This is a genomic window from Synechococcus sp. Minos11, assembly GCF_014279855.1.
GTDB lineage: Bacteria > Cyanobacteriota > Cyanobacteriia > PCC-6307 > Cyanobiaceae > RCC307.
Genome location: NZ_CP047953.1, coordinates 1,892,835 through 1,911,422 on the forward strand (window position 1 = coordinate 1,892,835; position 18,588 = coordinate 1,911,422).

The 18,588-nt window shown below is 61.5% G+C and carries 16 protein-coding genes and 1 tRNA gene; 12 read left to right on the forward strand and 5 right to left on the reverse strand.

The genetic code is table 11. From position 1 onward, the window contains the following. The first annotated feature begins 67 nt into the window (after nucleotides 1–67). Nucleotides 68–1,162 carry a peptide chain release factor 1 gene (gene prfA / locus SynMINOS11_RS10775; RefSeq protein ID WP_186548462.1) on the forward strand — a complete coding sequence of 365 codons (1,095 nt, stop codon included), beginning with the start codon at nucleotides 68–70 and terminating at the stop codon, nucleotides 1,160–1,162. Here the strand turns inward: prfA and SynMINOS11_RS10780 are convergent. Continuing rightward, on the reverse strand, nucleotides 1,159–1,653 hold the full coding sequence (locus SynMINOS11_RS10780) for an HNH endonuclease (protein ID WP_043737363.1): 495 nt from the start codon (nucleotides 1,651–1,653) through the stop codon (nucleotides 1,159–1,161). The genes prfA and SynMINOS11_RS10780 overlap by 4 nt on opposite strands. A 61-nt stretch (nucleotides 1,654–1,714) precedes the next feature. Between SynMINOS11_RS10780 and alr the strand changes: the two genes are divergently transcribed. The 3 genes from alr (at nucleotide 1,715) to SynMINOS11_RS10795 (ending at nucleotide 3,304) form a co-directional block, all read left to right on the forward strand. Next, nucleotides 1,715–2,893 carry an alanine racemase gene (gene alr / locus SynMINOS11_RS10785; RefSeq protein ID WP_186548464.1) on the forward strand — a complete coding sequence of 393 codons (1,179 nt, stop codon included), beginning with the start codon at nucleotides 1,715–1,717 and terminating at the stop codon, nucleotides 2,891–2,893. A gap of 18 nt (nucleotides 2,894–2,911) precedes the next feature. Next, nucleotides 2,912–3,000: transfer RNA gene (locus SynMINOS11_RS10790), tRNA-Ser, on the forward strand. A gap of 118 nt (nucleotides 3,001–3,118) precedes the next feature. Further along, nucleotides 3,119–3,304 (forward strand): hypothetical protein, encoded by a 186-nt coding sequence (locus SynMINOS11_RS10795; RefSeq protein WP_011936562.1) that lies wholly within the window; start codon nucleotides 3,119–3,121, stop codon nucleotides 3,302–3,304. On the opposite strand, the gene SynMINOS11_RS10800 is transcribed toward SynMINOS11_RS10795, so the two are convergent. After that, on the reverse strand, nucleotides 3,283–4,212 hold the full coding sequence (locus tag SynMINOS11_RS10800) for a serine hydrolase (RefSeq protein ID WP_043738349.1): 930 nt from the start codon (nucleotides 4,210–4,212) through the stop codon (nucleotides 3,283–3,285). The two genes, SynMINOS11_RS10795 and SynMINOS11_RS10800, sit on opposite strands and share 22 nt — an antisense overlap. Nucleotides 4,213–4,229: 17 nt before the next feature. Here SynMINOS11_RS10800 and SynMINOS11_RS10805 point away from each other — a divergent pair, with 17 nt between their 5' ends. Then, nucleotides 4,230–4,979 (forward strand): C40 family peptidase, encoded by a 750-nt coding sequence (locus SynMINOS11_RS10805; protein WP_186548466.1) that lies wholly within the window; start codon nucleotides 4,230–4,232, stop codon nucleotides 4,977–4,979. Nucleotides 4,980–4,991: 12 nt separating this feature from the next. Further along, entirely contained in the window at nucleotides 4,992–5,969 is a 978-nt protein-coding gene (locus tag SynMINOS11_RS10810; RefSeq protein ID WP_011936565.1) for a glycosyltransferase family 2 protein, read from the forward strand. Here SynMINOS11_RS10810 and SynMINOS11_RS10815 read toward each other — a convergent pair. Next, complete coding sequence (locus SynMINOS11_RS10815) at nucleotides 5,900–6,385, reverse strand: hypothetical protein (protein ID WP_186548468.1); 486 nt, start codon at nucleotides 6,383–6,385, stop codon at nucleotides 5,900–5,902. The two genes, SynMINOS11_RS10810 and SynMINOS11_RS10815, sit on opposite strands and share 70 nt — an antisense overlap. Nucleotides 6,386–6,483: 98 nt before the next feature. Here SynMINOS11_RS10815 and SynMINOS11_RS10820 point away from each other — a divergent pair, with 98 nt between their 5' ends. From SynMINOS11_RS10820 to SynMINOS11_RS10835, 4 genes are all read left to right on the forward strand, one after another. Next, entirely contained in the window at nucleotides 6,484–6,600 is a 117-nt protein-coding gene (locus SynMINOS11_RS10820) for a photosystem I reaction center subunit VIII (RefSeq protein WP_011936567.1), read from the forward strand. Between the two features lie 44 nt (nucleotides 6,601–6,644). Beyond that, nucleotides 6,645–7,136 (forward strand): photosystem I reaction center protein subunit XI, encoded by a 492-nt coding sequence (locus SynMINOS11_RS10825; protein WP_011936568.1) that lies wholly within the window; start codon nucleotides 6,645–6,647, stop codon nucleotides 7,134–7,136. 94 nt (nucleotides 7,137–7,230) lie between these two features. Continuing rightward, nucleotides 7,231–10,359, forward strand: a complete 3,129-nt coding sequence (locus SynMINOS11_RS10830; RefSeq protein ID WP_186548470.1) for an efflux RND transporter permease subunit — start codon at nucleotides 7,231–7,233, stop codon at nucleotides 10,357–10,359. 64 nt (nucleotides 10,360–10,423) lie between these two features. Next, nucleotides 10,424–10,621, forward strand: coding sequence for a hypothetical protein (locus SynMINOS11_RS10835; RefSeq protein ID WP_043737369.1), 198 nt, complete (start codon nucleotides 10,424–10,426; stop codon nucleotides 10,619–10,621). Nucleotides 10,622–10,767: 146 nt separating this feature from the next. Here SynMINOS11_RS10835 and psaB read toward each other — a convergent pair whose 3' ends face one another. Continuing rightward, nucleotides 10,768–12,981: a photosystem I core protein PsaB gene (gene psaB, locus SynMINOS11_RS10840; RefSeq protein WP_011936571.1), complete on the reverse strand. Its 2,214-nt coding sequence runs from the start codon at nucleotides 12,979–12,981 to the stop codon at nucleotides 10,768–10,770. A gap of 22 nt (nucleotides 12,982–13,003) precedes the next feature. After that, nucleotides 13,004–15,307, reverse strand: coding sequence for a photosystem I core protein PsaA (psaA, locus tag SynMINOS11_RS10845; RefSeq protein ID WP_011936572.1), 2,304 nt, complete (start codon nucleotides 15,305–15,307; stop codon nucleotides 13,004–13,006). 353 nt (nucleotides 15,308–15,660) lie between these two features. Here psaA and SynMINOS11_RS10850 point away from each other — a divergent pair, with 353 nt between their 5' ends. Together SynMINOS11_RS10850 and cobJ are read left to right on the forward strand one after the other, a co-directional pair. Continuing rightward, complete coding sequence (locus tag SynMINOS11_RS10850) at nucleotides 15,661–16,788, forward strand: hypothetical protein (RefSeq protein WP_186548472.1); 1,128 nt, start codon at nucleotides 15,661–15,663, stop codon at nucleotides 16,786–16,788. Next, nucleotides 16,785–18,587, forward strand: coding sequence for a precorrin-3B C(17)-methyltransferase (gene cobJ, locus SynMINOS11_RS10855; protein WP_186548474.1), 1,803 nt, complete (start codon nucleotides 16,785–16,787; stop codon nucleotides 18,585–18,587). Before SynMINOS11_RS10850 ends, cobJ begins: the two co-directional genes overlap by 4 nt. Nucleotide 18,588: the final 1 nt, after the last annotated feature.

The window sequence follows — 18,588 nt, forward strand, 5'->3', positions numbered from 1 at the left end:
GAGATGGCCGGGTGCTCCCAACGGGGCATCCGGCTTTTCTATCGGCGCTGCTCAACCCGCTGAATCTGTGGATCAGTCCTTTGTCACCGAGCGGCTAGAAGCCACCTGCCGCACCTTCAACGCCCTCGAGCGTCAGCTGGCTGACCCCAGCGTGGCGGCTGACCCTGAACAACTGCTGACCCTGGCCAAAGAGCGCTCGAGGCTTGAGCCCCTGGTGCTCGATTACCAACGGCTGCAACAACTCCACGCCGAGCATCAGCAGGCCCAGCAATTGCTCAAAGAGAGCAAGGGCGACGCGGAACTGGAGGCGTTGGCCCAAGAGGAGCTGCAGCAACTGAGCTCAGAGCAGGAGCAGCTCAACCAACGCCTGAAAGTGGCTCTGCTGCCCAGCGACCCCCGCGATGAGCGCAGCGTGATGCTGGAAATTCGCGCCGGAGCCGGCGGTGATGAAGCCTGCCTGTGGGCTGGCGATCTCGCCCGCATGTATGAACGCCACGCCCAAACCTGCGGCTGGCAAGTGAATCCCGTCAGCGCTTCAGAAGCCGAGCTCGGTGGCTTCAAGGAATTAATCCTGGCGATCCGCGGGGATGCGGTGTTCAGCCAACTCAAATACGAAGCCGGTGTGCATCGGGTGCAGCGGGTACCCGCCACGGAATCACAGGGTCGTGTTCACACCTCAACAGCCACGGTGGCGGTGATGCCAGAAGCCGATCCGGTTGATGTGCAAATCGATCCCAAGGATCTCGACATCAGCACGGCCCGCTCTGGCGGTGCTGGCGGGCAAAACGTCAACAAGGTGGAAACAGCCGTCGATCTGCTGCACAAGCCCACCGGGATTCGGGTGTTCTGCACCCAGGAACGCTCCCAGCTGCAAAACCGCGAGCGTGCCATGGAGATTCTGCGGGCCAAGCTGCTGGCCAAAGAGGAAGAAGAAGCGGCAGCAGCCGAGAGCTCGGCGCGCCGCGCCCAAGTGGGCAGCGGTGATCGCAGCGAAAAAATTCGCACCTACAACTACAAAGACAACCGCACCACCGATCACCGCCTGGGCAAAAACTTCCCATTGGAAACCGTGCTCAACGGCCAACTCAGCGATCTAATCGAGGCCTGCACCCACGCTGATCAGCAACGAAAACTGGAAGAGCTCGCAGCCAGCGAGAGCTAGGCGCCAATCACGTATTTGCGCCACTCTTCCCGGCCGCTGCGAATCTGGCGGGTGGCTTCGAAATACAAGGTGCTCACCGGGCGTCTTGGCACCGAGTTCAAGGGCATGTCCGCTTCTTTCGGGGTGCGATTGCCCTTGCGGACATTGCAGCGAATGCAAGCCGTAGTCACGTTCTCCCAGGTGTCTTGGCCACCACGACTGCGGGGAATCACATGGTCAAGCGAGAGTTTGTCGCCGCGGTAGCCGCAGTATTGGCAGGTGTGGTGATCGCGCTGGAACACGTTGCGGCGGGTGAGCGGCAATTCCTTGAATGGAATGCGAACAAACTGCCGCAACCGGATCACGGAGGGAGCTAGAAAGTCTTGACGGAGATTGCGTTCTTCGTGCTCAAGGCCTTCCGCTTTTCCCTTCAACACCATGACGACGGCACGCCGCCAACTGGTGATATTGAGCGGCTCGTAAGACGCATTGAGAACGAGGACGTGGCCCATGCCAGCTTCCCGTATTGCAGGCATGCTATCTGGGTCAACAAGTGCCCCGACGTCGTCTCTGATGCAGCATGAGTCCCTGCCAGGGCTGACGCGGGAGATGATCCCGTCGGTGCAACCACAGCAGCGGGCTTGGCTGGAGATTGATCGCGACGCCATTCGCCACAACACAGCACAGCTGAAGGGCTCGCTGAGTCCCGGTTGCGCCTTGATGGCTGTGGTCAAGGCCGATGGCTATGGCCATGGCGCCGTGACCGTTGCTGAAGCTGCGCTCGATGGCGGTGCCAGCAGCTTTGGGGTGGCCACCCTCGCTGAAGGCATCGAACTTCGGCAAGCCGGAATCGAGGCCCCGATCCTGGTGCTGGGGAACCTGCAGCAGCCCGAAGAATTCCGCTGCTGCCTGCACTGGCAACTCAGCCCCACGATCAGCAGCCTCAGGCAGGGGTTGATCGGTAGCAATGTGGGCGTTGCCGGGGGCAAGCCATTGCTGGCCCACCTCAAGCTCGACACCGGCATGGCCCGGCTGGGCATCGACTGGCAACAGGGCCCCAAACTGCTGGAGGAGCTGCAACAGCTCGATGGCTTAAGCATCGCCGGGGTGTATTCCCATCTCGCCGATGCTGATAATCCCGACGGCTTGCTCAACGCCACCCAGCAGGAGCGTTTTGAAGCAGTCCTGCGCCGCTTCCATGAACTGGAACTGCAACCTGGCCTGCGGCATCTGGCCAACAGCGCCGGCACCCTCAGCAGCCCTGAGCTGCACTACGACATGGTGCGGGTGGGGTTGTCGCTCTATGGCCACACGCCAGCTGCGCACCTAAAACAACTGCCGCTGCGGCCCGCCATGAGCGTGCACGCCAAGGTCACCCTGCTTCGCGATGTGCCCGCCGGCGCTGGGGTGAGTTACGGCCATCAGTTCCACACCACACGACCGAGCCGACTGGCCGTGCTCGGCATTGGCTATGCCGATGGCGTCAGCCGCCGCCTCTCCGGGCAGATGGAGGTGCTAGCCGAGGGGCTCCGCCTGCCTCAAGTCGGAGCCATCACCATGGACCAAATCGTGATCGACGCCACGGATCTGCCGGAGTTGGACATTGGCGATTCGGTGACGCTGCTGGGCAGCAGCGGCAGTGAAACCATTGGCCCGCAGGCCTGGAGCGATGTCTGCCAGAGCATTCCATGGGAGGTGCTCTGCAGCTTCAAACACCGCCTGCCCCGCCTGCCCCGCCGACCGGAGCACTGATAGGCTTGGCCGACCGCTGGAGAGGTGGCTGAGCGGTTGAAAGCGGCTCCCTGCTAAGGAGTTACAGGAGGCAACTTCTGTCGAGGGTTCGAATCCCTCCCTCTCCGTTCCAACCTTTGAGGCTCTTGGTGTCCGGCTGCTAACAGGCCGCCGAGTCGGTTACCAATGACACGTCAAGAGGCTGTGACAGACCGCAACAATTGCGGCTAGATCGCCCAAGTCGCCATGGACGACATCGTCGCCACGTTTTCGTACGACATCCACGCCTTGCGGCTGGAATACAAAACCACCTGCGATGCCCTGGAGCACTGGCGCGGGGGAGATCCCACCGAACAGGAGTTTTTGATCTGGAAAAAAGATCAGCTGTTCCGCTCGTTGTTGCAGCAGTCCTACGAGAGCGCTGAAGCCTGAATCAGTCGCTGGGTCAAATCAGGAAGCAACGATTCATCGGCAGCCCGCTCGGGCCCTTCACTGAAAGCCACCACCAAAAAGGGCCTGCAGCCTGGGGTTTCGATATAAGCCGCATCGTGGCGGGCCTGGCTCATCCAGCCGGCCTTGCTCCAGAGGCGACTCTCCACGGGCAAGCCTCCACCTAAAAAGCCATCCACCTGATTTTCAGGATCCGCCTTTCGCTCCTCCAGATCAAGGCTGCGGCTCAACAGATCCCGCAGGCGAGCTGACGCCAGGGGCGACACCCAAGCACCTGTCAGCACTGCATGCAGCATGCGCGCCGTGATGTCGGTGCTGAGCCGGTTGCGGTTCTCCAAGTCAGCGCCATAAAACTGCCGCTCGCGGCCATAGGGGCCTTCGCCCCAGGTTTTTTGGCAGGCGTTCGAGCCCTCCCATTCAGGCCAGCCGAGGGAGGCAAACCACTGATTCACCAACTGGCGCTGTCGCGCCCAACTAGAAAAAGGATCCGGCGGCAACTCAGGGCCACTGGTGGTGCCGCTCAGCAGGTCCATCACCAGGGAGGTGGCGTCATTGCTCGAGTCGCCAATCATGTCCTGCATGGCTCGCCGCAACTCAGGGCTCTCCAGCAACAAATCCCTCGACAGCCACTGCTCAATGGCCATGGCATAGGCCAGTTTCACCACACTGGCGGGGTAGCGCTGCTGATCACTGCGGTGCGCAGCGCCGCGAATCGGCAGCGACCACACATCTTTGGACTCCAGGCCTGCGGCCAGATCGATGGGGGAGGAGTCGTACAGCAGCCAGGTGATGCTCAGCTGCTCCTCCAAGCCGGGCCGCGTGGCCTTTAAGTCGTCAAGCACCGCATGAAGGGCCTGGGTCAGGTCCGAGTCGGGGCGGTAGAACGCCATCAAGCAGGCCAACAAGCGTGGCGACCCTAAACGAGCTAAACGAAGCAACCCCAGCGGCCCTGGAGTTGTTGCACCCCCTCAGCCACTGGCGCTTGAGCCATGGGCTCGATCTCTACAGCAGCCCCCTGGGTTCGGGTCTGGCCACCCAAGCCTGGGCCGGGCGCGAGCTGCAGCTGCTGGATCAACCCGCCCGCTATGGACGCCGGCAGGTTGAACTGGCTGAAGATGGCTACAGGGCGTGGGTTGAACCGCAGGACTTGCTGGGTCATGCCTGGCGTTGCCGCCCCTATCAGCCGCGCTTGCTGAGCGCTGAGCTCATCCAACAACGCTTACCGGCGGTGTTGCGCTTCTGCCAAAGCGCTGCTGAGCAAGACAACACTTACCTGTGGGGAGGCAGCCTCGGCCCCAATTACGACTGCTCAGGCCTGATGCAACGGGCCTTTGCCAGCGAAGGAATCTGGATTCCCCGAGATGCTTATCAGCAGGAACGGTTCTGCCAGAAGGTGGCGATCAGCGCTGATCAACAGCAACTGCTGCGTCCGGCCGATCTGGTCTTTTTTGGCCGGCCCCAACGCTGCACCCATGTGGGCCTCTATCTCGGCGGTGGCCGCTATTTGCACAGCTCCGGCCAAGAGCATGGCCATAACCGCATCGCCATTGACACGTTGCACAGCTGGGACAAAAGCCCAGTGGCCACCCACTACCGCATGGAATTGCGGGGTGCTGGCAGAGTGCAGCGCTGCCACGATGGCAGCCACCTTCCCTGAGTCCAGACGGCCGTGACCCTTTCTGTGGTGATCCCCCTCTACAACGAAGAGGAGAGCCTCTCGATGCTCGTGGCTCAGCTGCTCGGCAGCCTGAGGCCTTTGGGGGAACCCTTTGAATTGGTCTTGGTGGATGACGGCTCTAGCGACCGCACCGCTGAATTACTGCAAGAGCTAAGCCGCACCACACCCGAACTGGTGGCTGTATTGCTGCGCCGAAACTACGGCCAAACCGCCGCCATGGCCGCTGGTTTTGATGCCTGCCGCGGCGATGAGATCGTCACCCTTGATGGGGATCTGCAGAACGATCCAGCGGACATCCCCATGATCGTGGAGAAGCTGCGCCAGGGCTACGACCTGGTGAGTGGCTGGCGCCACCAGCGCCAAGACGCGGCCATCAGCCGTTTGCTGCCATCGAAGCTGGCCAACAAGTTGATTGCCCGGGTCACCGGTGTGCGGCTGCACGACTACGGCTGCTCACTCAAGGCCTACCGCCGCGAGTTGGTGACCGACATGAACCTCTACGGAGAGCTGCATCGCTTCCTGCCAGCACTGGCCTACATCGAGGGCGCCCGCATCAGTGAAGTGAAGGTGAACCACAAAGCGCGCCAGTTTGGCGAAAGCAAATACGGCATCGACCGCACCTTCCGGGTGCTGATGGATCTGCTCACCGTGTGGTTCATGAAGCGCTTCCTGACCCGTCCCATGCACGTGTTTGGCTTCTGGGGCCTGATGGCCCTCGTGGCTGGCGGCCTGATGGGCAGCGTGTTGGTGGTTCAAAAGCTGCTGGGCGCTGATATCGGCACACGGCCGCTCCTCACCCTCTGCGTGCTGCTGCTGCTCACCGGGGTTCAACTGTTCTGCTTCGGACTGCTGGCTGAAGTGATGATGCGCACCTATCACGAAAGCCAAGGGCGGCCGATCTACCGCATCCGCGCCACGTTGCGAGGTAGCGAAGCCTTGCCTGAGCCCGCGGTTGCTGCATTGCGATAACCACCGAGAGGTTCACCCCGAAACGCTTCCAAAGCGCAAGCTGCTTGGCGAGCGACAGCAACGGTGGCATCGCGCTGACCGCGGCGCAGCAGCGGCAAACAACGGCGATCTCCCCAGCGCTGAGCTTCTTCCATGGCCTGCAGGCGTTCAGCCGCGGAGCCACGGCTGAGTTGCTCGAGCCATTTGAGGTGCTCTCTGGCCTGTTGCGGTGTGCTGGGCAACGCCACCAGCGCCATGGCGGCCTCTGAGCTGCGGCGCTGCTCCAACGTCTGCTTGCGATCGCGGTTCAAAGCTGCAATCGCTGCCCCATCAAGCAAATTGGCGTCCATCCCTGGCACCACGGGGCGAAACACCAGTCGCCGCAAGAGAAAAAGCGACAAAACCAGGGTGAGAAAGGCTGCGATCGGGGCGCCCATGAAGCCAGCTGGATTGAATTTTTATGTCACCGATGGGCCTCAGATCTGAGGGTCCGATCAGCGCTACCTACAGTACTGGCGGACCTTTTGGCACCGCCATGACTGGAGAATTTGCCGCCGCCTGGTTGCCCGCGGTTTTCGTGCCCATCGTCGGAATCGTTTTCCCTGCGGTGTTCATCGTTCTGGTTGGAAGCCAAATCACCGCCAGCGAGTGACGGCCCCTGGCCTTTGACCGCCAACTGAACATTCCTTTCCACTCATGACTGTGACTCCCGCCGCCGACCCCTGCGTTGGCAACCTCGCCACACCGGTGAACAGCGGCTACTTCATCAAAGCCCTGATCAACAACCTGCCCTTCTATCGGGCTGGCATCTCACCGAACTTCCGTGGTCTTGAGACCGGTGCCGCCTTCGGCTACCTGCTCTACGGCCCCTTCACCATCTGCGGCCCCCTGCGCAACAGCGAGTTCTCAGCAACCGCTGGCCTGCTGGCTGCAATCGGAGCGGTGCACATCCTCACGCTGCTGTTCCTGCTCTACAACCAGCCCGGCAAGCAGCCCCACATCCCCATGGCGGATGTGACCATCGACAATCCTCCCGCTGATCTGTTCACCCGCACCGGCTGGGCTGACTTCACCAGCGGCTTCTGGCTTGGTGGTTGCGGCGGCGCTGTCTTTGCTTGGTTCCTCTGCGGCACCCTGCACGTCAACACCCTGCTGAATCTTGCCGGTGGCGTTTGGAGCGTTGGCTGAAGCCAACTGCTTTCTCTGACATCCCAAGCCCCTGCCTCGGCGGGGGCTTTTTTAATGGCAAGATCCCTCACACCAGGGGCCAGAACAGCGCTCGATGTCGGTAAGCGATCCGTTTCTCAAACGACCGCTGCTGACGCTGGTGGTCAGCTTGCTGATTTTGTTGGCGGGCTTGCTGAGCTTGGCCAGCCTCGACGTCGAAAATTTGCCGCCGATCGCTCCCAGTCGGGTGAGCGTGAGTGCCAACTACCCCGGCGCCAGCGCCGAAGTGGTTGAGCAAGGTGTGACCAACTTGATGGAGCGGCAGCTCAACAGCCTGGAGCGGCTGGAGACCATCACCTCCAGCAGCAGTGCCAACGGCGCCAGCGTGCAGCTCAGCTTTCGCGGCAACCAGGGTGAGCTGGATCAAATCAATGTCCAGAACGAGGCGTCGTTAATCAGCCGGCAATTGCCGCAACCGGTGAGCCGTCAGGGTCTGCGGGTGAGGCGCAGCAGCAGCGATCTGTTGATGGTGCTGAGCTTCAGCGACAGCAGCAACACTTACACGCGTGCCTTCATCAGCAGCTGGGTGGACCGGCAGGTGCGCGAACCGCTGCTGCGGATCAATGGCGTTGGCGATGTGGTGCTGTTTGGCAGCAGCGATTTGGCCTACCGGCTGTGGCTGGATGCCACCAAGCTCAGCCGCTTTGAACTCACGATTGAGGATGTCAAAACCGCCCTACGGAGGGAGAACGTGCTGGCAGCCCTCGGCCAGGTGGGTGATAGCCCAGCGCCCGAAGGCCAGCAATACACCCTTCCCTTACGGATGGAAGGGCGGCTACGCAACCAACAAGAACTCGAGAACCTGATCGTCAAACCGTTGGGCGGCGGCAACAGCGTGCGACTGCAGGATCTCGGCACGGTGCGCCTTGGCGAAGAGCGGTACGGCTCGATTGCTCGCAATCTCGATGGCCAAGCTGCCGTCGCAGTGGGGATCTTTCAGCGCGATGGCAGCAATGCCTTGGCAGTGAGCCGCTCAGTGGAAGAGCTGCTGAATCAAGCCAGTCTCGACTTCCCACCAGGACTGGAGGTGGAGACGATTGTTGATTACGCCAGCAATGTGCAAGAGAGCATCAATCAGGCGATTGCCGCCCTGCGTGATGCCGTGCTGCTGGTGTTTGCCGTGCTGCTGCTGGGACTCGGCAACTGGCGCCTGGCACTGATCACAGCGGTCGCCATCCCCGTGGCCCTGGTGGGGAGCTTCACATTGCTGAAGCTCAGCGGCGGCACCCTCAATGCTTTCACCTTGTTTGGCCTGGTGCTGGCCACCGGGGTGGTGGTGGATGACGCCATCGTCGTCAGCGAAGACATCGGCCGGCGGATCAGTGGAGGGGCCAAACCCTTCCGAGCCGCCCGCGAGGCCATGGATGAGCTCAGTGGGGCGGTGATCGCCACCTCTCTGGTGCTGATCGTGGTGTTCCTGCCGGTCTTGGTGATGCCTGGCTCATTGGGGAGGCTCTATCAACCCCTGGCCGTGGTGATCAGCAGCACGATCCTGTTCTCCACCATCAATGCCTTGAGCTTCACACCGGTGGCCTCAGCGGTATTGCTCGGCAAATCGTTTCGGCCCGCACCGAAGCAAGTGGAACGGCTGCGGCGAGGGCTAGCGAGAAGCTCGCAATGGCTCGACGCCCTGCAACAGCCCTACCAACGACTGCTGGAGCGAGCCCTGAGGCGGCGGCGGCTGGTGTTGAGCCTGCTGGGGGCAGGACTACTCATCACCGCCATCGGGCTGCGAGCACTGCCCACCGGCTTTGTGCCCCAAGAGGATGGCGGCCAGATCCGTGGTGTTGTGGTGCTGCCGGAAGGGGCCTCACTGGAGCGCACACAAAGCGCCATGCAACGGGTGCAGCAGGCGGTCGCCACCGAACCCTTGGTTCGCTACGGCAACTTTTATGCGGGCCGTTCCTTTGGCGATAGCGCCCCCAACAAAGGCATCTTTTTTCTCAGGCTCAAGCCGCTGCAGCAGCGATCCACAAGCACCAGCGAGGTGGTGGAACGGTTGAATCCAGCCCTGCAGCGGGCCATGGCCGGTGATGGCCGCGTGATCTTGAGCCAACCGCAACCGGTGCGCGGCTTTGGCTCAGAAGGAGGCATCAGCCTGAATCTGCTCGATGTCAGTGGCGGGCGCTTGAGCCTGCAACAGTTTGGGGATGAAGCCGATGACTTCATCGCTGCGGCCAAGGCCAGCGGACGGTTTGAACGGGTCGGCACCCGCTTTAGTGCCAATGCCCCCTCGCTGGAGGTGATTCCTGATCGCCAACAGCTCGCCGCCGTTGGCGTCAGTTTGGAGGAGGTGGTGGCCGTGATTGGCGACAGCTTTGGCAGCACCTACGTCAACGACACCTTCAGCGATGCCCGCGTCCGGCGCGTGATCGTTCAACTGCAAGGGAGTGATCGCAGCAGCCCAGGCGATGTGTTGCGCCTGCTGGTGCGCAATCGCGACGGCAGGCTGATTCCCCTGAGCAACTTGGTGCGGCTAGAGCCGACCACCGGACCAACCAGCATCAATCACAGCGAACTCAGCCGCGCCATCAGCATCCGTGCCAAGCCCAAACGGGGCATCAGCAGCGGCCAAGCCATGGCCACCCTCGAGCGGGTGCAACAGCAACGCAACACTCCCACCACCGAGCTGCAATTCACAGGCCTGAGCCTCGAAGAGCAGCGGGCAGGCGGCGGCACCTGGAAACTGTTTGGCTTGGGGCTGCTGGTGGTCTATCTGCTGCTGGCTGCCCTCTACGAAAGCGCCATTGATCCTGTGATCATCTTGATCACGGTGCCGTTGGCCTTACTTGGTGTCGTGCTGGGGCTAGCGGCGCGTGGTTTGTTTCTCGATGTCTATGGCCAGGTCGGGATTTTGGTGTTGATCAGCCTGGCGGCGAAGAACGGCATCTTGATCGTGGAATTTGCCAACCAGCGCGTCAAACGCGGCATTGCCGTATCGGCTGCGATCCGAGAAGCCGCCAGTCTGCGGCTGCGCCCGATCTTGCTCACCGGGGTCTCGTCGCTGGCTGGCTTTCTACCTCTGGTGCTGGCAAGCGGTGCTGGAGCGGCCCGCAGCATCAGCATCGGCACCGTGGCTTTCAGTGGCCTACTGGCCTCAACAGCCTTGAGCCTGTTGGTCTTGCCTGTGGTTTACGAGATCGTCAAAACCTGGGAACAGAAGCGGACACAAAAACTTGGTTAAGAGCGGATTGCATGCCGGTTTGTCTAGTCAGGATTCTGAGGCGATATCCCATCGGTCTGCCGGCATGAAAGCCCTCACCGAAATACCACCCACTCTGAAGTTTGAAGAGTCGACCCTGCGGGCCGCAGCGGCGGTGTTGCATCGCCGCCTCATTGGCCAAGGCCTCAGCCCTCAAGCTGCCGCCGACATGCTGACCAGCGAACTGGCTGCCAATCTCCTTGCCGAGCACAGCAGCGATTTGGAGTGCCTTGCCGGCAGCTAGCGCCCTGCCGCAAACCATCGAATCCAGCCCCCAATTGGGGGCTTTCTTCATGGGCCCAATCCAGTGATCCCGCCGCCATAAAAAAACCCCCGCCGAGGCGGGGGTCAGTGGAACGTCGAAGTGAAATCAACCCATTGATCGTTGGATCAACCGAACTTGCCGGAAGTCGAAGCGATCAAGAAGGCGGCGTAGGTAAGGACATAACCCACTGAGAAGTGAGCCAGACCAACCACGCGGGCCTGAACGATGGACAGAGCCACCGGCTTATCGCGCCAACCCATCATGTTGGCGATGGGGCTGCGCTGGTGAGCCCAAACGATGGTTTCAATCAGCTCCTGCCAGTAACCACGCCAGGAGATGAGGAACATGAAACCGGTGGCCCACACCAGGTGACCGAAGAGGAACATCCACGCCCAAACAGCGAGGTTGTTGGTACCCATCGGGTTGTAGCCGTTGATCAGCTGAGAGCTGTTCAGCCACAGGTAGTCACGGAACCAGCCCATCAGATAGGTGCTGGATTCGTTGAACTGAGCCACGTTGCCCTGCCAGATGGCGAGGTGCTTCCAGTGCCAGTAGAAGGTGAGCCAGCCCACGGTATTCAGGGCCCAGAAGACAGCCAGATAGAAGGCGTCCCAGGCAGAGATGTCGCAGGTACCGCCACGGCCGGGGCCGTCGCAGGGGAAGGAGTAACCAAAGTCCTTCTTGTCGGGCATCAGCTTGGAGCCACGGGCATCCAGAGCACCTTTGACCAGGATCAAGGTGGTGGTGTGCAGACCCAGAGCGATGGCGTGGTGAACCAGGAAGTCACCAGGGCCGATCGGCAGGAACAGATCGGTGTTGCCGTTAATGGCATCCAGCCAGTAGTGCTCACCAGCGATGTTGGCGGAAGCCAGGCTGGCGGAGCTCGCCGGGTTGGAGAGCAGCACGTCCATGCCGTACATGGCCTTACCAGAGGCGGCCTGCACGAACTGGGCGAACACAGGCTCAACCAGGATTTGCTTCTCGGGAGTACCGAAGGCAACGACCACATCGTTGTGGACGTAGAGGCCCAAGGTGTGGAAACCGAGGAACAGTGACACCCAGCTCAGGTGGCTGATGATCGCTTCTTTGTGCTCGAGCATCCGAGCCAGGACGTTGTCCTTGTTGGCTTCGGGGTCGTAGTCACGGATGAAGAAGATCGCACCGTGGGCGAAGGCACCGCACATCAGAGCGATGGCGATGTACTGGTGGTGGGTGTAGAGGGCGGCCTGGGTGGTGTAGTCCTTCGCGATGAAGGCGTACGACGGCATCGAATACATGTGCTGTGCCACCAGGCTGGTGACCACGCCCAGAGAGGCGAGAGCCAGACCCAGCTGGAAGTGCAGCGAGTTGTTGATGGTGTCGTACAGACCCTTGTGACCACTGCCCAGATCACCAGGGGTGTTGCTGGGGGGGTTGTGGGTGTCGAGGATCTCGCGAATGGAGTGACCAATACCGAAGTTGGTCCGGTACATGTGGCCGGCGATCACAAAGATGCAACCGATGGCCAGGTGGTGGTGGGCAATGTCGGTCAGCCACAGGGCTTCGCTCTGGGGGTGGAAACCACCGAGGAAGGTGAGGATCGCGGTGCCCGCGCCATCTGCACTGCCGAAAGCCTGGCTGAGGCTGTCGGGGTTCTGGGCATAAACGCCCCAGTTACCAGTGAAGAAGGGAGCCAAACCTGCCGGGTGGGGCAGGGTCGTCAGGAAGTTGTCCCAGCCGACGTGCTGGCCACGTGCCTCAGGAATGGCGACGTGAACAAGGTGACCGGTCCAAGCGATGGAGCTGAAACCGAACAGCACAGCCAGGTGGTGGTTCAGACGCGATTCAGCGTTCTTAAACCAAGCCAGGGAGGGACGGAACTTGGGCTGCAGGTGCAGCCAGCCGGCGAACAAGGCCCAAGCCGACAGGATCATCATGAAGATGGAGCCCTGATACAGCTCGGCGTTGGTGCGCATGCCGATCGTGTACCACCAGTGGTACAGGCCGGAATACGCAATGTTCACCGGTGAAGAAGCGCCCGCTTGGGTGAAGGCGTCAATAGCGCCTTGACCGAAGTGAGGGTCCCAGATCGCGTGAGCGATGGGACGAATGTGCAGAGGGTCAGCAACCCACTGCTCGAAGTTTCCTTGCCAGGCGATGTGGAACAGGTTTCCCGACACCCACAGGCCAATGATGGCCAAATGTCCGAAATGGGTGGAGAACAGCTTTTGGTAAAGCTTCTCCTCGGTCATGCCGTCGTGGCTCTCGAAATCGTGAGCCGTGGCGATGCCGTACCAGATGCGGCGGGTGGTCGGGTCCTGGGCCAGACCCTGGCTGAACGAAGGGAATTTCGTTGCCATGAGAGAGGTCAGAGGGTTGAGATCAGCCCACCGCGATGATGCGGGCCAAGAAGAAGGACCAGGTCGTCGCGATGCCACCCAACAGATAGTGGGCAACGCCGACAGCACGACCTTGCGTGATGCTCAGGGCGCGCGGCTGGATAGCCGGAGCAACCTTGAGCTTGTTGTGAGCCCAGACGATGGACTCAATCAGCTCCTGCCAGTAGCCGCGGCCGCTGAACAGGAACATCAGGCTGAACGCCCAGATGAAGTGGGCACCCAGGAACATCAGGCCGTAGGCGCTGGTAGCAGAGCCATAGCTGTTGATTACCTGTGAAGCCTGAGCCCACAGGAAGTCACGCAGCCAGCCATTGATGGTGAGTGCACTGGTGGCGAAGTTGCCGTTGGTGATGTGCTGGACGGTGCCGTCAGCGTTGACGGTCCCCCAGATGTCGCTCTGCATCTTCCAAGAGAAGTGGAAGATGACAACCGACAGGGAGTTGTACATCCAGAACAGGCCTAGGAACACGTGGTCCCAACCCGACACCTGGCAGGTGCCGCCACGGCCGGGGCCGTCGCAAGGGAAGGCGAAACCGAGGTTGGCCTTGTCGGGGATCAGACGTGAGTTGCGGCTGTAGAGGACACCCTTCAGCAGGATCAGCACGGTGACGTGGATCGTGAAGGCATGGATGTGGTGGACCATGAAGTCCGCCGTACCCAGGGTCATCGGGGCAACAGCAACCTTGCCGGCAACAGCCACAACCTGACCACCAAAGACCTCGCTCACACCCGAGAGGGCATTGGGAGCGGTGGAGCCGGAGGCTGCAGCGTGCAGACCTTGGATCCACTGGGCAAAGATCGGCTGAATCGAAATCGCCGAGTCACTGAACATGTCCTGGGGACGACCCAGGGCACGCATGGTGTCGTTGTGGATGTAGAGACCGAAGCTGTGGGCGCCGAGCCAGATGCAGACCCAGTTGAGGTGACTGATGATGGCGTCGCGTGCCTTGAGCACTCGGTCCAGAACGTTGTCGATGTTCTGAGCAGGGATGTAATCGCGAACCATCGCGATTGAGGCGTGAGCACCAGCACCCACAACCAAGAAACCGCCGATCCACATGTGGTGGGTAAACAGCGACAGCTGGGTTGGGTAGTCGATCGCGATGTACGGATACGGAGGCATCGCGTACATGTGCTGGGCCACGATGATCGTGACGGAGCCACCGAGGGCAAGGTTCACAGCCAACTGGGCATGCCAGGAGTTGGTCATGAACTCGTAGAGACCGTCGTGACCGCGAGTGGCAGGGAACAGCAGGGGATCACCCTTTTGACCCTCAAGGATCTCCTTGATGGAGTGACCAATACCCCAGTTGGTGCGGTACATGTGACCAGCCACCAGGAACATGATCGCGATCGCCACGTGGTGGTGAGCGATGTCGGTCATCCAGAGGCTGCCCGTGATCGGGTTCAGACCACCTTTGAAGGTCAGGAAGTCGCTGTAGGCAGCCCAGTTACCGGAGAAGAAAGCACCGATGCCTTCTTTGATGCCGGGATAGAGCTGTCCAACCAGATCCTGATTGAAAAAGGCATGGGGCAGAGGGATGTCCGCCACAGAGGCAATGGCCTTGCCATCCAGACTCAGGGGCTTGCCAGCGTCGATGGCATCCATCAGCGCTGTTGTGGGCAAGGAGATGTGAATCAGGTGGCCAGCCCAGGCGAGTGAGCCCAGACCAAACAGACCAGCCAGGTGGTGGTTGAGCATCGACTCAACGTTCTGGAACCACTCCAGCTTTGGAGCCGCCTTGTGGTAATGGAAGACGCCAGCATTGAGCATCAAGCCAGCCATGACGAGGGCGCCGATGGCGGTGGCGAGCAGCTGGGTCTCGTTGGTGTAACCCCAGGAGCGCCACATGTGGAACAAACCTGAGGTGATCTGAATGCCGTGGAAGCCGGCACCGACATCACCGTTGAGAATTTCTTGGCCAAACACGGGCCAAACCACCTGAGCACTGGGCTTCACGTGGGTGGGGTCGGCGAGCCAACCGGAGTAGTTGGAGAAGCGAGCACCGTGATAGAAGGCGCCGCTCAGCCAAATGAAGATGACGGCCAAGTGGCCGAAGTGAGCGCTGAAGATCTTGCGCGAGACCTCTTCCAAGTCACTGGTGTGACTGTCGAAGTCATGAGCGCGGGAGTGCAGGTTCCAGATCCAGGTTGTGGTCTTGGGACCCTTGGCCAAAGCGCGATCGAAATGCCCGGGCTTTCCGAGCACATCGACATCGACTGGCACCGGGTTCCGGTCAACCGAGACCTTGGCCTTGCCCCCACGTTCTGGTGGGCTGATGGTCATTCGAGACGTTCCTCGAGGGTTTGGGTCGTGGCCTTTGTCAAAACCCGAAGGCAATGGCGAAGACCGCTGGGGTGCTGGGCCGCCTACCGGCCAGGCGAAAAGCCTTGCCAGCACTAGGCCACGGACCCCAGCTAGGGGGACCGCTGGACGGAGTATAGGGGCCAGAAATGGCAGGTTCCCAGCTGAGTTACAAAGGTTCAATCCCTGTGCTGGACAGGGCTCTTAGCAACCCTAAGTAACAACTAAAAAACAATTATTTCATCAGAAAAATGATACCGAGGCTTGACAGATGGCGATGCTGAGTGCACAGCTTTGCGCTTCACTGGGGTCATCCCGTGCGGCCTGCCGCCCTGATGCTCCGCGTTTTATTCCGTCGTCTGTTGCGGCCTGGCATGGCCGTGCTGCTTGGCCTTGCTCTACTCGTTGCCCCTGTCTCGCCAAGCCTTGCGGCTCCTTGGGGCAAGCAGCGCGCTGAACCCAACAGCCCCAGCGGAGCCGCGAGCCTGTTGCAAGAGGTGGCACCACCAGGTGCCGCGCAGCAACTCAGTGATCAACTGCGCGGCAAGCAGCCTCAGCTCAGCGTGGTGAGCCCCAAGCCTGGAAGCCAAGTCGCTGCCGGGGACTGGACCCTGCAATTGCGGCTTGACGACTGGCCTGTGCTGGAGTCCAGCGAGCTAGGAGCTGGCCCCCACGTGGTGGTGCAACTGGATCACCAGGAACCCCAGCGGATTTTTGCCACAGACAGCAAGGGGCTGATCAGCGTCTCCATGCCGGCTCTGACGCCAGGCAGCCATCACCTCAGCGCCTTCGCCGCTCTGCCCTGGGGCGAAGCGGCCGCCGGCAAAAACGCGCGTATTCAATGGCAGCTCTATCGAGGCCTAGCCACCCCAGAAGCCCTTCCTGATCTGGACGCGCCGCAACTGGTGGCGGTCCCGCCGCCGCAGCTAGCCGCTGGCGCAGCTGTTCCCATCAACTGGTTTTTGTTCAATGCGCCCCTGCAGCACCTGCGCGATGGCGATGAGCAGTGGCGGCTACGGCTAAGCCTCGATGGCAGCAGTGTGGTGCTCGATCGGGCCCAATCGCTTTGGCTCAAACCGCTCAAAGCAGGCGAACACTTCCTCAAGCTCGAGTTGCTCGATGGCGATGGCAACCCGCTGCAGCCAGCCTTCAACAGCCTTGTGCAAGAGCTACGTGTCCCCGTCTCCAGAGCGGGAGCACCGGCCCTCTTCAGCAGCCGCCTCAGCGCCGATCAATTGGCTGAGCTCAGCGACCCCAACTACCAACCCACCCCAGAACCGGAGCCGGAGCCGGAGCCAACCCCTGAGCCAGCACCAGAACCGGAAGCGGAAACAAAAACTGAGCCGGCAGCCGAACCTCAGGCGGACTCCAGCGAGCCAGAAGCCCCGATGAACCAGGACGCCGAACCCGAAGCTGAGGGCCAGGCCGCAACAGCTACCGACCTGAGCGGAGATCCTTCTTGAAACGCCTTGGTCTTTGCGCCAGCCAGGCCGGCCTCAAGCTGCTCGAACCGCTGCTGCAAGCGGGTGAACTCGACGCCATTGCTGTTCCTGCTGGCCTGCTCAATGCCCAGCGGCCTGAGTTGATTCGCCATACAGACGGCCCAAAAGGACTGCTGCAAGAGCACTGGGGCGAGTTGGAGCTGCTGGTGGGGGCACTGGCCGCAGGAGCCCTGGTGCGACTGGTGGCGCCACTGCTGCAACACAAGCTGCACGACCCAGCGGTGCTGCTACTGGCAGCGGAGGGACCAACACTGCTGCCCCTACTGGGGGGCCATAGCCAGCAGGCCGACACCCTGGCCGAGCAATTGGCGCCCCTCCTGCAAGCCAACGTGATCCAAAGCGGCTTCAGCAGTAGTCAGGGACTGCCAGCCCTCGATTCATTGGGCGAAGCCTGGGGCTGGCGCCGCGGCAGTGGCAACTGGGATGCCCTGATGCATCGGGCAGCCCGTAGTGAACCGTTGAGCCTGGAGGTTGGGGCAGGACAACCAACCCTGAGCGATTGGCTGCTGGCCAGTGACTTGCCGCTAACGCGTGCCAGCAGCAGCGCGGCTGATCTCTGCATTAGCAGCAGCACTGGCGCTGGTTGCCGCTGGCACCCACCGGTGCTTTGGCTGGGGGTGGGATGTGAACGCGGCAGCAGCCTGGAGTTGTTGCGCCAGGCCGTGGATGGCGCCCTGCAAACCGCGGTGCTAGCAGCAGAAGCCGTGGCCGGACTGGCAAGCATCGATGTGAAAAACGATGAGCCCGCCCTGCTGGCCCTGGCGAGCGAGCGCAACTGGCCGCTGAAGTTCTTCAGCGCCGATGAGCTCAAAGCCCAATCCGTGCCCAACCCATCGGCCGTGGTGGCTGCCGAGGTGGGGTGCCCGAGCGTGGCGGAAGCCGCCGCCCTCAGCGCCGCAGGATCCGGCGCTGAGCTGCGCTTGGAGAAACAAATCAGCCGGGGGCAACCGGGCGAAGGCGCCGTCACCACAGCGATTGCGGCCGCCCCACAACCCTGGGCACCGCAACGGGGACATTTACATCTGATTGGCGCTGGGCCTGGAGCCCTCAATCAACTCACTCCAGCTGCCCAGCAAGCATTAGCCAGCAGCAGCGCCTGGGTGGGTTATGGCCTTTATCTCGATCTTTTGGAGCCGTTGCGCCGGGCGGATCAAGTGCGCTTTGACGGCCAGCTCACCAAAGAGAAAGAGCGCTGCCAGCAAGCCCTTGAACTCGCCCGCCAAGGGGTTGTGGTGGCTCTGATCTCCAGTGGAGAGAGCGGGATGTACGGCATGGCCGGCCTGGCCCTTGAGCAATGGCTGGCCTTAGCCAGCCAAGAGCAACCCAACTTCAGCGTTCACCCAGGCATCTCCGCCTTCCAGATGGCCGCCGCACGGCTGGGAGCCCCTTTGATGCACGACCTCTGCACCATCAGCCTCAGCGACCGGCTGACGCCATGGGAGTTGATCGAACAGCGGCTCAAAGCGGCCGCTCAAGGAGATTTTGTTGTGGCCCTCTACAACCCCCGCTCCCGAGATCGCCATTGGCAACTGGGGCGCGCCGTGGAATTGCTGCTGGAACACAGGCCCGCCAACACGCCAGCAGCCATCTGCCGCCAACTCAGCCGCAGCGATGAGGCCCTGCAGATCCATCCATTGGCTGAGCTGCCACTCGAAGCCGTCGACATGTTCAGCCTGGTGCTGATCGGCAACAGCACGACCCGCTTTGAGCACGGGCAGATGGTGACGCCCCGCGGCTACCCCGGGGCTGAATTGAGGTGAG

Coding starts and splice junctions, on each gene's coding strand:
- alr (WP_186548464.1), top strand. CDS start 1,715: ATGCAGCATGAGTCCCTGCCAGGGCTGACGCGGGAGATGATCCCGTCG.
- psaB (WP_011936571.1), bottom strand. CDS start 12,981: ATGGCAACGAAATTCCCTTCGTTCAGCCAGGGTCTGGCCCAGGACCCG.
- SynMINOS11_RS10850 (WP_186548472.1), top strand. CDS start 15,661: ATGCTCCGCGTTTTATTCCGTCGTCTGTTGCGGCCTGGCATGGCCGTG.
- SynMINOS11_RS10795 (WP_011936562.1), top strand. CDS start 3,119: ATGGACGACATCGTCGCCACGTTTTCGTACGACATCCACGCCTTGCGG.
- SynMINOS11_RS10835 (WP_043737369.1), top strand. CDS start 10,424: ATGAAAGCCCTCACCGAAATACCACCCACTCTGAAGTTTGAAGAGTCG.
- SynMINOS11_RS10825 (WP_011936568.1), top strand. CDS start 6,645: ATGACTGTGACTCCCGCCGCCGACCCCTGCGTTGGCAACCTCGCCACA.
- SynMINOS11_RS10800 (WP_043738349.1), bottom strand. CDS start 4,212: ATGGCGTTCTACCGCCCCGACTCGGACCTGACCCAGGCCCTTCATGCG.
- psaA (WP_011936572.1), bottom strand. CDS start 15,307: ATGACCATCAGCCCACCAGAACGTGGGGGCAAGGCCAAGGTCTCGGTT.
- SynMINOS11_RS10815 (WP_186548468.1), bottom strand. CDS start 6,385: ATGGGCGCCCCGATCGCAGCCTTTCTCACCCTGGTTTTGTCGCTTTTT.
- SynMINOS11_RS10830 (WP_186548470.1), top strand. CDS start 7,231: ATGTCGGTAAGCGATCCGTTTCTCAAACGACCGCTGCTGACGCTGGTG.
- SynMINOS11_RS10780 (WP_043737363.1), bottom strand. CDS start 1,653: ATGGGCCACGTCCTCGTTCTCAATGCGTCTTACGAGCCGCTCAATATC.
- SynMINOS11_RS10820 (WP_011936567.1), top strand. CDS start 6,484: ATGACTGGAGAATTTGCCGCCGCCTGGTTGCCCGCGGTTTTCGTGCCC.